The organism is Streptomyces sp. NPDC042336, assembly GCF_055581985.1.
Genome location: NZ_JBVJEA010000009.1, coordinates 90,603 through 104,514, shown reverse-complemented (window position 1 = coordinate 104,514; position 13,912 = coordinate 90,603). Strand labels below are relative to the sequence as shown.

Here is a 13,912-nt window from a genome sequence, read left to right as displayed (position 1 = left end):
AGCCGGTACAGACCCGGTACGAAACCCGTGCGGGGCCGTGGCGGACGCCCGCCCGGGCAGCGCCCGCTACTCGCTGCGGGCGCCGGGTACGTGCGGCAGCCGTTCCGCGGCGACCACACCCTCCAGGTAGCCCCTGGCGCGTTCGGTCCGCGGATAGGCCTCCAGGAGCCGCCAGAACCGGGGGCCGTGCCCGGGGACCAGCAGATGCGCCAGTTCGTGCAGGAGGACGTAGTCGACGACGTACTCGGGCATGCCCTGGAGGCGGTGCGACAGCCGGATGCTTCCCTCGGACGGGGTACACGAGCCCCAGCGGGTGTTCTGGTTGGTGACCCAGCGGACCGAGGCGGGCCGGGCCCGGCCCTCGAAGTACTGCCCCGACAGGCGCTCCGCGCGCTCGGCCAGCTCGGCGTCGCCGAGGAGGCGCTTGCTCTCCTGGGCGGCCAGCTTGTCCAGCATGACGCTCACCCAGCGTTGCTCCTCGGCCTCGGACATCCGGGCGGGGATCAGCACGACGGTGCGATCGCCCTCGCGGTACGCGGATACCGTCCGGCGTCGCCGGGTGCTCCTGCGCACCTCGATCGCGCTCGTCCCCGAGCCGCTCGGCGGCGGATTCGTCGGTGTGCGCGGGGGCACCCCGGCGCGGTGCAGTGGGTCGGCGGACACGCCACGACGTTACCCGCTGCACACGGGGAAGTCCCGGCTCCGGACGCATCGGTGCCGATCCACCACTCGTCCTGGGAGCTGCGCGGTTGATTCGTACGACGAATACCCACTGCCTGTGGACAACTTTCGACGCCCCTGAGCGCATCCGGGCATGCTGGCACTCGCGGACGGATTCGCGACCGGATACCGAAGCGCAGGAACACGCAGGAACACGCGGGAAGACACGGCAGAACACGGCAAGACGCCGCAGGATCAACGGGGGACCTGGCATGCATCCGATGGTGAAACCCGCGCTCAGGCGCGGCTGGCGCGATCTCAACACCGTCCAGTTCGGGATGACACCGGCGCACGCGCTGACGTTGGCACCGGTGGACACGGCGACGGGCAGTTTCCTCGAACTGCTCAACGGCACCCGTGGCCCGGCGCTCCTGCGGGAGGCGGCGCACCGTATGGACCTGCCGGACGGGCATGTCGACCGGGTCGTGGAGCGACTGGCGCGGGCCGGTCTCCTCGACGACGCCCGGGGCGGCGGGCCGGCCGCCGACGCCCTGCGGGAGAAGAAGGAGGTCCTCGACAGGCTCCGTCCCGACCTGGCCTCACTGTCCCTGACCACCTCGGAACCGGGCGACGCGATCAGACACCTGGCCGCCCGACGCGCCCTGCGGGTGGGCGTGAGGGGTGCGGGACGGGTGGGCGCGGTGCTGGCGGGACTGTTGTCGGGCGCGGGCGTCGGAGAGATCGACGTCCGCGACGGTGGACGCGTCGAGCCGTGGGACGTCGCTCCGGGCGGCCTGCCCGCCGAGTCCGTCGGCGACCGCCGGGACGAGACGGCCCGCCGGGTCGTCCGCCGGGCCGCCCCCGACCGCCCACCACGTCGGGGCCCGACGACACCAGCCGAGGAGGACGCCCCGGGCCTCTCCCTGATGGTCGTCGCCCCGCGCGACGATGTCGCGGTGCACACACCCGACCCCGCCGCCGCGGAGTCCCTGATGGCCTCCGGCACGCCCCACCTGTACGCCGGTGTGGTGGAGGGAACCGGCGTCGTCGGCCCCCTCGTCCTGCCCGGTGAGACGGGGTGCGCCGGATGTCTGCACGCCGATCGCACCGACCGGGACCCGGCCTGGCCGCGACTCGTGGCGCAGTGGCGCTCCGGCCGGCAGCGCCGGGTTCCGCCCTGTGACCTCACCCTCGCCACGACCGTCGCCGCCTTCGCGGCGGCTCACGCGCTCGCCTTCCTGGACGGCCGGACGCCGTCGAGCACCGGCGCACGCTGGGAGGTCACGCTGCCCGGTCTGCGATGGCATGTGCGGCCGATCCGGCCGCACCCCGGGTGCCCCTGCGGAGCGGCCGGGAAAGGTAAGCAGGAACACATCACCGAGTACGGGGAGCGGCGCGCGACAATGGCTGGGCAAGGGCCGTCGACGGAAGTGCGCCACGAGGCGGAACCGACACGGCCGGCTGGGACTTGGAGGGCGCATGTCTGATCTTCCGCGCAAGGCGGTCACCCGGACCGCCAAGCTCGCCGCGCTTCCGCTCGGTTTCGCCGGGCGGGCCACCTGGGGGCTGGGCAAGCGAATCGTGGGCGAGTCCGCGGAGATCGTCGGCCAGCAACTGCAGCAGCGCACCGCGGACCAGCTGTTCAAGGTGCTGGGCGAGCTCAAGGGCGGGGCGATGAAGTTCGGGCAGGCCCTGTCCGTGTTCGAGTCTGCGCTGCCCGAGGAGGTCGCAGGCCCCTACCGGGCCGCGCTGACCAAGCTGCAGGAGGCGGCACCGCCGATGCCGACGCGCACCGTGCACTCCGTGCTCGCGGAGCGGCTCGGCGAGGACTGGCAGGACCTGTTCGTGGAGTTCGAGGACAAGCCCGCCGCGGCCGCCTCGATCGGCCAGGTGCACCGTGGGGTGTGGCACGACGGCCGTGAGGTGGCGGTCAAAGTGCAGTACCCGGGCGCCGGCGAGGCCCTGCTGTCCGATTTGAACCAGCTCAGCCGCTTCGCCCGTCTGCTCGGCCCGCTGGTCCCCGGCATGGACATCAAGCCGCTGATCACAGAGCTGAAGGACCGGGTCTCGGAGGAGCTGGACTACGACCTGGAGGCACAGGCCCAGCGGACACATGCCGAGGTCTTCGACGACGACCCGGACATCGTGGTGCCGGACGTCGTCCACCAGTGCGAGCAGGTGCTGATCACCGAGTGGATCGACGGCATCCCGATGTCGGAGATCATCTCGAACGGTACGCAGGAGCAGCGCGACCGGGCCGGCCAGCTGCTGGCCCACTTCCTGTTCTCCGGTCCCGCGCGCACCGGGCTCCTGCACGCCGACCCGCATCCGGGCAACTTCCGTCTGCTGCCCGGCGGACCACAGGGCGAGGACGACTGGCGCCTTGGCGTCCTGGACTTCGGCACGGTCGACCGCCTCCCGGACGGCCTGCCCGAGCCCATCGGCGAGGCCCTGCGCATGACGCTGGACGGCGAGGCGGAGGCCGTCTACGAGATGCTCTGCGAGGAGGGCTTCGTCAAGGAGTCGATAGAGCTGGACCCCGACGCCGTTCTCGACTACCTCCTGCCGATCATCGAGCCGGCCAGGGCCGACGCGTTCACCTTCACCCGCGGCTGGATGCGGAGCCAGGCCGCCCGCATCGGTGACCCGCGCTCCCCCGCGTACCAGCTGGCCAAGCAGCTCAACCTGCCGCCGGCGTACCTCCTGATCCATCGCGTGACCCTGAGCACCATCGGTGTGCTGTGCCAACTGGGGGCCACCGTGCGGCTGCGCGACGAGCTGGAGGAGTGGCTGGTCGGGTTCCTCGCCGAGGACGAGGGCGAGGAAACGGACGAGGACGCCGCCGACGGCGAGGACGTGTACGAGGCGGAGGAGACGGCCGCGGAGGCCTGATCCAGCGGGGCCGAACACGCCGTGGGGGCCGGCCCGTTCGGACGGACCGGCCCCCGTGTGCGGAGCTTCGTCTCCCGCCGGGAGACCACCGCTTCAGGTGTGTCGGTTACTGCATGACCGCCATGGCCAGCGCACGCCGGGCGCGCAGCGAGGCGCGCTCCGCCCGGCGCTGCATCCGGCGAGCGGTCGCCAGGCGCAGTGCCCGGCGTTCCTGCTCGGCCTCGTGCAGGCGGTCGTGCATATGCGCACGTGCCAGGGCTTCTGGGATGAGTTGCATCTCGCGGGTCCTGTTCTGACGCGAGTCCTTCGCGCCGCTGGTGGTGAAGTCTTCAGGCACGGTGCCTGCGATGTCGTGGGTGGACGGCTTCATCGGGGCCTGCTTCTGGGGGTCGTACGTGAGGGGGCGGTCGATCGTTCCTGTGGTGTTCATGCCGAAACCGGGTTCTTGCGCGGGCGGCCACGGGGCCGCTTCCGGGCGACGACGACACCCTGGACGAACAGCTCTCCACCCCAGACGCCCCAGGGCTCACGCCGCTCCTTGGCCCCGGCGAGGCAGGCCTCCATCAGCGGGCAGGTGCGGCAGAGGGACTTGGCGTACTCCACGTCCGCCGGCGACTCGGCGAAGAAGACCTCCGGGTCGTAGGAGCGGCAGGGGACGGGCACGCCGAGGTTCTCGATGGCGTCGTCGAGCGCGGTGAGCGCGGTGAGCGGGGTCAAGGTGGAGTCCTCCGTGGAACAGGGCTTGGGGATCGTGTCGGAAGGCGGTACGGACGGGGCGTGCGCTTCGAGTTGCACGGGTGGTCTTCCTCGTCTGTTCGTTCCGGCCGGTTGACCGGGTGGCGGCTTGGTACCGGGTTCTTTTCTTGTCCCGAGGCTCCTTCGTGCTGTCGCCCCCGTTCGGGAACAAACAGAAGGGCCGCGGATCCCGGGTGGGGTTCCGCGGCCCTGAAGGCGCCGGCCTGATCGACGATCAGGCTGGATCACTCCAGGGTTCTGGCCCACGGAAGGCCCACATCAGGTGGTGCTGCGTCGTCTGCTTCCGGAATCCGGCACCGGTCGCCGTAAAGGCATAGGCCTGCGCCTGTGCCTCTACTGCTGCTTCCAGTGCCTTGGTCGGTCGCTCATTGCGCTCACGGACGGGAAGGCCCGCGGGGGCAGCGGCGGCAGCGGCCGGACGCGCGGCACGAATGCCGGACAGACCGGTGCCCGAGTGAGAAGCGCCGAGCATGCACAGGGAGACGGCCGAGCGATCGGTCATTTTGGCGGTGGAGCTGACGACGAAGCTGCTGTTGATGCTGATCACTGGACTCGCCTCCTCTCGGCGTCTCGGGGGACTGGGACGAACCAGTCCGCGGATATGCAAGTACAACACGGATTCAGGGCCTCCGGGAAGGCCGCTGTTCCCGTGACCAAGAACCTATGGGGATTCCCGGGGCATGCGCAAACTATTTTTTCGACGAGTTTGTATCAGTCGCCCTCGTCAAGCCCCACACCTTCCTGGCCTGCGCAGATGGCCAGGACATCGGCCCCGTAGCGGTTGAGCTTGCGGGCCCCGACTCCTGGGATCCGGGCCAGCTCCCGCTCGTCCTCCGGGACGGACTCGGCGATCGCCATCAGCGTCTTGTCGGTGAAGACGCAGAACGCGGGCTGTCCGCTGCGTCCCGCCTGCACCGCCCGCCACTCGCGCAGCCGCTCGTAGACGCCCTCGTCCATGTCGGACGGGCAGCCCTCGCAGCGCATCAGCTTCATCTCACCGGCGTCGGTGAGTGTGCGTCCGCAGACCCGGCAGCGGGCCGGCGTCCGTTGGGTCCGTCTCGGCGCGGCGGCCTCGGCACCGCCACGGCCGCCGCGGACCCCGCGCTCCACGCCTCCGGCGCCCCCGGCGGCCGCTCGCCCGCCCGCCGTGCCCGAACCGGGTCGCAGCCCCTTGAGGAAGCGGCTGGGTCTGCGGCTGGGCCGCCCGCCGGGCGACCTGGCCAGCGCCCAGGACAGGTGCAGGCGTTCACGCGCGCGGGTGACACCGACATAGAGGAGGCGGCGCTCCTCCTCGATCTGCTCGTCGGTCTTTGCGTAGGTGATCGGCATCACGCCCTCGGCGACGCCGACCAGGAACACGACGTCCCATTCCAGCCCCTTGGCCGAGTGCAGGGAGGCGAGGGTGACGCCCTGCACCGTCGGGGCGTGCTGGGCGCCCGCCCGCTCGTCGAGTTCCACGACCAGATCGCTCAGGGTGGCTCCCGCTCTGGCGGCGGCGAAGTCCTGGGCCAGACCGACCAGGGCGGCCAGCGACTCCCAGCGCTCCCGCACGGCACCCGACCCGGCCGGGGGCTGGGTCGTCCAGCCCTCCCCGGACAGCACCGCGCGCACCTGCGAGGGCAGGTCGACGACGTCGTCGAGGAGGGAGTCGTTGCCGCCGAAGCGCGCCGCGGCCCGCAGGGCGCTGCCGGCCTTGCGCACCTCGGGCCGGTCGAAGAAGCGCTCCGCGCCCCGCAGCTGGTACGGCACCCCGGCATCGGCGAGCGCCTGCTCATAGGTCTCGGACTGGGAGTTGGTGCGGAACAGGACGGCGATCTCGGCGGCCGGGACACCCGAGTCGATGAGCTCGCGGATACGGCGGGCCGCGCCCTCGGCCTCGGCCGGCTCGTCGGCGTACTCGGTGTAGACGGGCTCGGGGCCCGCGGGGCGCTGGGAGACCAGCTCCAGTCGGTGGTCGGCGGCCCGCCCCCGGGCCTGGGCCAGCAGACCGTTGGCCAGGTGGACGACCTGAGGGGTGGACCGGTAGTCGCGGACCAGCTTGACGACGGTGGCGCCGGGGTGGCGGCCGCGGAAGTCGAGCAGATGATCGGGGGTTGCTCCCGTGAACGAATAGATCGTCTGGCTGGCGTCGCCGACCACGCACAGGTCGTCGCGGTCCCCGAGCCACAGCTCCAGCAGACGCTGCTGCAGGGGGCTGACGTCCTGGTACTCGTCGACCACGAAGTGCTGGTACTGGGCGCGGACCTGCTCGGCGACGTCGTGCCGGTCCTGGAGGACGGCCACCGTCAGCAGCAGGACGTCCTCGAAGTCGATGACCGAGCGTGCGCGCTTGAGGTCCTCGTAGGCGGCGTACAGCTGCGCGATCTCCGCCGGGTCGCGGGGCGCCTGACGGCCGGCCTTGGCCGCCGCCAGGGCGTAGTCGGCGGGGACGGTCTGGGTCACCTTGGACCACTCGATCTCCGCGGTGGCATCGCGCAGCTCGCCCCGGTCGAGGCGGATGCGGCAGGCGGCGGCCGCGTCGGCGACGAGCTGGATCTTGCGGTCGACGAGCCTGGGCAGGGAGCCGCCGATCGCTTTCGGCCAGAAGTACTGAAGCTGCCGCAGCGCCGCCGAGTGGAAGGTGCGGGCCTGTACACCGCCGGCGCCGAGCTGGCGCAGCCGGCCGCGCATCTCACCGGCCGCCCGGTTGGTGAAGGTGACGGCGAGCACGCTGGAGGGCTGGAGGATCCCGGCCCGCACCCCGTAGGCGATGCGATGGGTGATCGCCCGGGTCTTGCCCGTACCGGCTCCCGCCAGCACACACACCGGGCCGCGCAGGGCGGTCGCCACCTCGCGCTGCTCGGGGTCGAGCCCTTCGAGCACCGCGTCGGCCGAGTCCGGTACCTGCGGGAAGAGGGTGGAGTGCGTTGCTGCTGTCACACCGCCATGCTGCCAGGTCTCGCGAGACGGGTGAGTCGGTTGTCCACAGGCACGCACCGATAGTCGTACCGGTGCGACGGGTATCACGCGACGGCAAGGGTGGCGGGAATGGTCGCGCCGCCACGGACGTTCACCTCCTGCGACCTCATCCACGAGCCGCCGCTTCCCCGAGTCGCCGAAGGAGCACGAGAGACATGCCGGGCACTGTGACGATGTACAGCACCACGTGGTGCGGCTACTGCCGTCGGCTGAAGAGCCAGATGGACCGCGAGGGCATCGCGTACACCGAGGTCAACATCGAGCAGGACCCGGAGTCCGCCGCGTTCGTGGAGAAGGCGAATGGCGGAAACCAGACGGTGCCGACCGTGCTCTTCCCCGACGGCTCGACGCTGACGAACCCGTCGCTGGCGCAGGTGAAGCAGAAGATCGGCGCGTAGCCGGCAGGCCGGGACACAGCCGGCCGCAGAAGTCGTAGAGGGGCGGTCCTTTCCCGAAACGGGAGGGGGCCGCCCCCTTTGTGACGTCGGGCTCAGAAGGCGCTGCGCGTCGGCAGGGGCCTGCCGTACCAGAGCTCGATGAGGCGGGCCGCGATCGAGATGCCGTAGGGCGGCAGCACCTCTCCGGAGTCGAAGGCGGCGCCCAGTTCCTCGCGGGAGAACCAGCGGGCCTCGTGGATCTCGTCCCCGTCGACGTTGATCTCGGTCGACGTGGCATGGGCCATGAACCCGAGCATCAGGCTGGACGGGAAGGGCCACGGCTGGCTCGCGACGTACTCGACCGGACCGACGGTGACGCCGACCTCCTCCTGGACCTCGCGGCGCACCGACTGCTCGATGGACTCCCCGGGCTCCACGAAACCGGCCAGGGTCGAGAAGCGGCCCTCGGGCCAGTGCACCTGCCGGCCGAGCAGGATCCGGTCCTCCTCGTCCGTGACCGCCATGATCACGGCCGGGTCGGTGCGCGGGTAGTGCTCGGCACCGCAGGCGGGGCACCGGCGGATGTGTCCGGCCGCGGCGATGACGGTGCGCTCGCCGCAGCGGGAGCAGAACCGGTGCAGGCGCTGCCAGTTCTCCAGGGCGACCGCGTGGGCCATCAGTCCCGCGTCCCGGGGCGACAGGAGCAGGCCCGCCTCGCGCAGGCCCGCGGGGCGGGCGGACTGGTCCATGCGGCCGGGCAGGGAGTCCTTCTGGAGGGCGAAGTAGCTGGTCCCGTCCTCGTCGGTGCCGAGGAAGTAGCGGTGCGCCTCGGTGAGCGGGGCCTCGAAGGAGGGGGTCATGACGAGTTCGGTGGCCCCGTCGGGGGTCTCGTCGATCAGGACCTGGCCGCCGGAGACCACGAAGCAGCGCGTCGAGGGGTGGCTCCACGCCGCCGCGAGCCAGGCCTCGTCGAGGCGGTGGTGGGCGGCGCGGTCGATGCCGCTGGGAGCGGTGAGCGAGATGGGACGGTCGGCGGTGTGGTCGGTCCAGGTGGTCACGGGTGCTTCCAACTCCCCCGGTGAGCGGTTCAGGTTCGGCAGGCGGGTTCAGCGGTTCGTACGGCGGGCGGTGACCGGGTCCGGGAGGGCTCGGCGGTGCGGGGCGGCCTTTCCAGTGTGCCGCGCGCGACGCCGGTCGGGTCCCGGACCGTGCGCGGTGCTCAGGGTGCGTGACGCCAGTGCTCCGCCAGATCGCCCCACAGGTGGGCGGAGGTCTCGACGCCCTTGAGGAGCAGATCCAGTTCCACCTTCTCGTCGGGGGCGTGCCAGCCGTCGGACGGGACGGAGATGCCGAGGAAGAGCACCGGCACTCCGAGGACCTCCTGGAGGTCGGCGGCCGGTCCTGAGCCGCCCTCGCGGGTGAAGCGGACCGGTTCGCCGAAGGCCCGGCCCATGGCGCGGACCACGGACCGCAGGGCGGGGTGGTCCAGCGGCGTCAGGCACGGGCGGGTGGCGGAGCCGAAGGTGATCTCGCAGCGGATGCCCGGCGGGACCCGGTCGGCGGCCCAGGCGCGGACTGCCTTCTCGACGTGGTCCGGGTCCTGGCCCGCGACGAGGCGGAAGGAGAGCTTCACCATGGCGGACGACGGGATGACGGTCTTGCTGCCGGGGCCCTGGTAGCCGCCGCCGATGCCGTTGACCTCGGCGGTGGGGCGGGCCCAGACGCGCTCCAGGGTGGTGTGTCCGGCTTCGCCGTGGGCGGCGTACGACTTGGCCGTGCGCAGCCACTGCCGCTCGTCGAAGGGCAGCTCGGCGAAGAGCTCGCGTTCGCGGTCGGTGAGGTCGGCCACCCCGTCGTAGAAGCCGGGGATCGCCACGCGCGCGTGCTCGTCGTGCAGGGCGGCCACGAGGCGGGCGACGGCGGTGGCCGGATTGGGGACCGCGCCGCCGAAGGAGCCCGAGTGGATGTCCTGATCCGGCCCGTACAGGTGGATCTCGCACTCGGCGAGGCCCCGCATGCCGGTGCAGACGGTGGGGGTGTCCTCGGACCACATGCCGGTGTCGGAGACGACCACCGCGTCGGCGGTGAGCCGCTCGGCGCGCTCCTCGACGAGGGCCCGGAAGTGCGGGGAGCCGGACTCCTCCTCGCCCTCGATCAGCAGCTTGAGGTTGACCGCGGGGGCGGTGCGGCCGGTGGCGGCGAGATGGGCGCGGACACCGAGTGTGTGGAAGAACACCTGCCCCTTGTCGTCGGCCGCCCCGCGCGCGTAGAGACGGTTCTCGCGGACGACGGGGTCGAAGGGGTCGCTGTGCCAGCCGTCCTCGCGGGCGGCGGGCTGTACGTCGTGGTGGCCGTAGACGAGGACCGTCGGCGCCTGCGGGTCCCCGGAGGGCCACTCGGCGAAGACCGCGGGGGCGCCGGGGGTGGGCCAGACCTCGGCGGTCGGGAAGCCGGTCTCCTTCAGTTTGGCGGCGAGCCAGTCGGCGCTGCGGCGCACATCGGACGCGTGATCGGGCTGGGCCGACACGGACGGGATGCGCAGCCAGTCGACGAGGTCGTCGAGGAAGGCGGCGCGGTGCTGTTCGATGTACGTGCGGACAGCGCTGACAGCATTGTCAACGGGGTGGCTCATGCTTACGAGCCTATCGGCCCGCGCGGACACCCCGATCGTGCGGTTCGTCACCGACCGGCTCGGCCAGCAGGAGCTTCTCCAGCGCCGCCCGGTCCGGCAGCCCCTTTGGCCGTACGACCTCGCCGGTGCGCACGTACAGGAAGGCCGCCGTCACCGAGGCGGGCGGCACGTGCTGCTGCTCGGCCCAGGCGATGCGGTAGAGCGCGAGCTGGAGCGGGTCGGCGGTGGCGGCGCGGTTCGTCTTCCAGTCGACGATCTCGTACGTCGCGGTGTCCCCGTCGCCCTGCTTGTAGACGGCGTCGATGCGGCCGCGGACGACCCGGCCGGCGAGCGAGAGCTGGAAGGGCGCCTCGACGCGGAAGGGCGTGCGGCGGGCGTACTCGGTGCGCTCGAAGGCGTCCTTGAGGAACTCCAGGTCCTGTTCGTCGGCGATCTCGGCGTCGCCGCCGGGCAGCTCCTCCGGTTCCAGCAGGGGGAGCGTCAGAGGTTCGAACCGGGCCTCGACCCAGGCGTGGAAGCGGGTGCCGCGACGGGCGGCGGGCTGCGGGGGGCGGGGCATGGGGCGGGCCAGCTCCTGGGCGAAGCCGTCCGGGTCGGCGGCCAGGCTCAGCAGCTGGGAGGCGGTCAGCGACGCCGGAAGGTGCACTTCGGTGACGCTCTCGCGGGCGCGCAGGAGCTCGCCGGTGAGCGCGTCGAGGTCGCGGTCCCAGGAGGCGACGGTGCGGGCCTCCTCCGGCGTGAGGCGAGCGGGGACGTGTGCGGGGAAGGCGGGTGCGGGTGCGGCGCCCGGCGGCTGTTCGGGGGGCGCCGCCTGGTGCGGGACCGTGGGGCTCAGCTGCGGGGTGACGGGGCGGTCCGTGGTCCAGGTGTCCCAGTCGGCGGGGTCCCCCGCCCGGTCGGGGTCCGCTTCCTCCGCGAGTGCCCCGTCGTCCTCCGGGGGCGGTGGCCAGTCCGGGTCGGCGTAGGTGTCGGGGTCGGGGTCGGGGTCGGAGGGGAGGCCGCCTTCCCCGGAGGCGAGGGCGTCCAGGTGGGCGAGGACCGTCTCGGCTGCGGCCCGGCGCCGGGCGAGTGCCTCGTCGTCCAGGGGCAGGGGCCAGACCTCGTCGACGGTCGCCCGGTGCAGGGCCGGGTTCTCCTCGTCCTCGGCGGGTTCGTCCGCCCAGGCCTCGATCTCGCCGTGTCCGGCGGCGCAGTGCTCGTACAGGGCGGTGAGGAAGTCCGAGGGGCCGCGGCGCTTCTTCTGGCTGGGCCCCCACCAGTGGCCGGAGCCGAGGAGCAGGGAGCGGGGGCGGGTGAAGGTGACGTAGCCGAGGCGGAGCTCCTCGGTGTGCTGGTGGTCCTTCATGGCCTCGTGGAAGGCCTTCAGACCGCGGGAGTCCCAGGAGGCGACGTCGGGCAGGGTCTCGGCGTCGCCGCGCAGGCCGTGCGGCAGCACCTTGCCCTGGGCGGTCCACTTCTCGCGGCCCTGGCCACTGGGGAAGGTGCCGGTGACGAGGCCGGGCACGGCGACGACGTCCCACTCGAGGCCCTTGGACTTGTGCGCGGTGAGCACCTTGACGGTGTTCTCGCCGCCGGGCAGCGCGTTGTCCAGGCCCTTCTCGTACTGCGCGGCGGTGCGCAGGAAACCGAGGAAGGCGAGCAGGGTGGCCTCGCCGTCGCTCGCCGCGAAGGACGCGGCGACGTCGAGGAAGTTGGACAGGGTCTCGCGACGGCGCGCCGCCAGGGCGTGCGGGGACGCCGACAGCTCGACCTCCAGGCCGGTGACGGCGAGGACGCGGTACAGGACGTCCATGAGCGGGTCGGACAGGGCCCGGCGCAGTTCGCGCAGTTCGGTGGCCAGCCGGGCGAAGCGGACGCGCGCGTCCGGCGAGAAGGGCAGCCCGTCGTCGTCCCCGGTGCCGTCCAGCGGCGTCTCCAGGAAGGTGTCCAGGGCGTCCGCCAGCGATATCACCTCGGACGGGTCGACTCCCTCGACGGCCTCGGCGAGCCTCCGGTCGGGATCGTCGTCGCCCTCCACGCGCGCGTGGCTCACCAGCAGCCGGGCGCGGCGGCCCAGGAGGGCCAGGTCGCGCGGGCCGATGCGCCAGCGCGGTCCGGAGAGCAGCCGGACCAGGGAGGCGTTGGCGCCCGGGTCCTGGAGGACCTCGCAGACGGCGACCAGGTCGGCGACCTCGGGAAGGTGCAGCAGCCCCGAGAGGCCGACGACCTCGACGGGGACGTCGCGGGCCACCAGCGCGCTCTGGATCTCGGCGAAGTCGCTCGCCGTGCGGCACAGGACGGCGATCTCAGCGGGTGCCGTGCCGGTGCGCACGAGGTGGGCGACGGAGTCGGCGATCCAGTCGATCTCCTCGGCGTGGGTGCGCAGCAGGGCGCAGCGGACCATGCCGTCGCGCTCGGCGCCCGGTGCGGGCCGCAGGGCCTCCACGCCCGCGTGCATGGCGCGCAGCGGCTCGGCGAGGCCGTTGGCGAGGTCGAGGAGCCGGCCGCCGCTGCGGCGGTTCTCGCTGAGCGCCTGACGGGCCGCGGGCCGTCCGTCCGCGTGGGCGAAGTGCTCGGGGAAGTCGTCGAGGTTGGCGACGGAGGCGCCGCGCCAGCCGTAGATCGCCTGACAGGGATCGCCCACGGCGGTCACGGGATGGCCGGTGCCGCCGCCGAACAGGCCCGCCAGGAGGATGCGCTGGGCCACGGAGGTGTCCTGGTACTCGTCGAGCAGTACGACCCGGTACTCGTCGCGCAGCACGCGGCCCACCTCGGGGACTCCGGCGAGCTGGGCGGACAGGGCGATCTGGTCGCCGAAGTCGAGCAGGTCCCGCTCGCGTTTGGCGGCCCGGTAGCGGATGACCAGGTCGGCCAGTTCACGGCGGGCGGCGGCGGCCTCGGGGACCTTGCGCAGCTCGGCGTTGCTGAGCCGGACGCCCTCCAGGGTGTCCAGGAGGCCGGCGTCCCAGGTGCGCAGCTCTTCGGGGCGTACGAGGTGCTCGGCGAGTTCGGCGTCGAGCGCGAGGAGGTCGCTGACCAGGTCGGCGAAGGACCGGGTGAGCGCCGGATAGGGCCCGGGGGCCTCGCGCAGGACCCGCGCGGCGAGCTGGTAGCGGGTGGCGTCGGCGAGCAGACGGGACGTCGGTTCCAGCCCGAGGCGCAGGCCGTGGTCGGTCAGGAGGCGGCCGGCGAAGGCGTGGTACGTCGAGATCGCCGGCTCGCCCGGCGGGTGGTCCGGGTCGATCACGTCGGGGTCGGTCACGCCCGCTCTGATCAGGGCCTTGCGGACGCGTTCGGCGAGTTCGCCGGCCGCCTTGTTGGTGAAGGTGAGGCCCAGGACCTGTTCCGGGGCGACCTGGCCGGTGCCCACCAGCCACACCACGCGGGCCGCCATCACCGTGGTCTTGCCCGACCCGGCTCCGGCCACGATCACCTGCGGTGCGGGCGGCGCGACGATACAGGCCGTCTGCTCCGGGGTGAAGGGGATGCCGAGGAGCTCCTTGAGCTGCTCGGGATCGGTGATGTGGGCGGGCACGTCTCAGAGGCTAGCGGCGCGCACTGACAGCGGGTGCCGGATGTCCTCCCGGGTCGAAGGAAGCGCAGGTCAGCCCGTGTGGTGCGACGTGTCACACCGGCCGCTCGGCTGCGGCGGCCCCGG

The 13,912-nt window shown here is 72.5% G+C and carries 11 protein-coding genes; 3 read left to right on the top strand and 8 right to left on the bottom strand.

The annotated features are described in order from the left end of the window. Window positions 1-66: 66 nt before the first annotated feature. On the bottom strand, window positions 67-663 hold the full coding sequence (locus tag ACZ6IM_RS20670) for a M48 metallopeptidase family protein (protein WP_052840797.1): 597 nt from the start codon (window positions 661-663) through the stop codon (window positions 67-69). 269 nt (window positions 664-932) lie between these two features. Here ACZ6IM_RS20670 and ACZ6IM_RS20665 point away from each other — a divergent pair, with 269 nt between their 5' ends. Then, on the top strand, window positions 933-2,147 hold the full coding sequence (locus tag ACZ6IM_RS20665) for a TOMM precursor leader peptide-binding protein (protein WP_469558047.1): 1,215 nt from the start codon (window positions 933-935) through the stop codon (window positions 2,145-2,147). Next, the gene (locus tag ACZ6IM_RS20660) at window positions 2,140-3,552 is read left to right on the top strand and encodes an ABC1 kinase family protein (RefSeq protein WP_052840799.1); all 1,413 of its coding nucleotides are present in this window, start codon (window positions 2,140-2,142) and stop codon (window positions 3,550-3,552) included. Before ACZ6IM_RS20665 ends, ACZ6IM_RS20660 begins: the two co-directional genes overlap by 8 nt. A gap of 106 nt (window positions 3,553-3,658) precedes the next feature. Here ACZ6IM_RS20660 and ACZ6IM_RS20655 read toward each other — a convergent pair whose 3' ends face one another. The 4 genes from ACZ6IM_RS20655 to ACZ6IM_RS20640 all read right to left on the bottom strand — a co-directional run bounded on the left by ACZ6IM_RS20655 (window position 3,659) and on the right by ACZ6IM_RS20640 (window position 7,227). After that, window positions 3,659-3,982, bottom strand: a complete 324-nt coding sequence (locus tag ACZ6IM_RS20655; RefSeq protein WP_052840800.1) for a hypothetical protein — start codon at window positions 3,980-3,982, stop codon at window positions 3,659-3,661. Further along, on the bottom strand, window positions 3,979-4,347 hold the full coding sequence (locus tag ACZ6IM_RS20650) for a WhiB family transcriptional regulator (RefSeq protein WP_109033321.1): 369 nt from the start codon (window positions 4,345-4,347) through the stop codon (window positions 3,979-3,981). The genes ACZ6IM_RS20655 and ACZ6IM_RS20650 overlap by 4 nt, the downstream gene beginning before the upstream one ends. Before the next feature lie 175 nt (window positions 4,348-4,522). Then, on the bottom strand, window positions 4,523-4,855 hold the full coding sequence (locus ACZ6IM_RS20645; RefSeq protein ID WP_052840802.1) for a hypothetical protein: 333 nt from the start codon (window positions 4,853-4,855) through the stop codon (window positions 4,523-4,525). Window positions 4,856-5,019: 164 nt separating this feature from the next. Beyond that, window positions 5,020-7,227, bottom strand: a complete 2,208-nt coding sequence (locus tag ACZ6IM_RS20640; protein ID WP_469558040.1) for an ATP-dependent DNA helicase UvrD2 — start codon at window positions 7,225-7,227, stop codon at window positions 5,020-5,022. Window positions 7,228-7,421: 194 nt separating this feature from the next. Here ACZ6IM_RS20640 and ACZ6IM_RS20635 point away from each other — a divergent pair, with 194 nt between their 5' ends. Beyond that, complete coding sequence (locus tag ACZ6IM_RS20635; RefSeq protein ID WP_030400692.1) at window positions 7,422-7,664, top strand: mycoredoxin; 243 nt, start codon at window positions 7,422-7,424, stop codon at window positions 7,662-7,664. A 92-nt stretch (window positions 7,665-7,756) separates the two neighbouring features. Here ACZ6IM_RS20635 and nudC read toward each other — a convergent pair whose 3' ends face one another. From nudC to ACZ6IM_RS20620, 3 genes are all read right to left on the bottom strand, one after another. Continuing rightward, complete coding sequence (gene nudC, locus ACZ6IM_RS20630; protein WP_052840804.1) at window positions 7,757-8,701, bottom strand: NAD(+) diphosphatase; 945 nt, start codon at window positions 8,699-8,701, stop codon at window positions 7,757-7,759. Window positions 8,702-8,862: 161 nt separating this feature from the next. After that, complete coding sequence (locus tag ACZ6IM_RS20625; RefSeq protein WP_469558036.1) at window positions 8,863-10,275, bottom strand: dipeptidase; 1,413 nt, start codon at window positions 10,273-10,275, stop codon at window positions 8,863-8,865. 10 nt (window positions 10,276-10,285) lie between these two features. Further along, entirely contained in the window at window positions 10,286-13,789 is a 3,504-nt protein-coding gene (locus tag ACZ6IM_RS20620; RefSeq protein WP_469558034.1) for a UvrD-helicase domain-containing protein, read from the bottom strand. Window positions 13,790-13,912 lie beyond the last annotated feature (123 nt).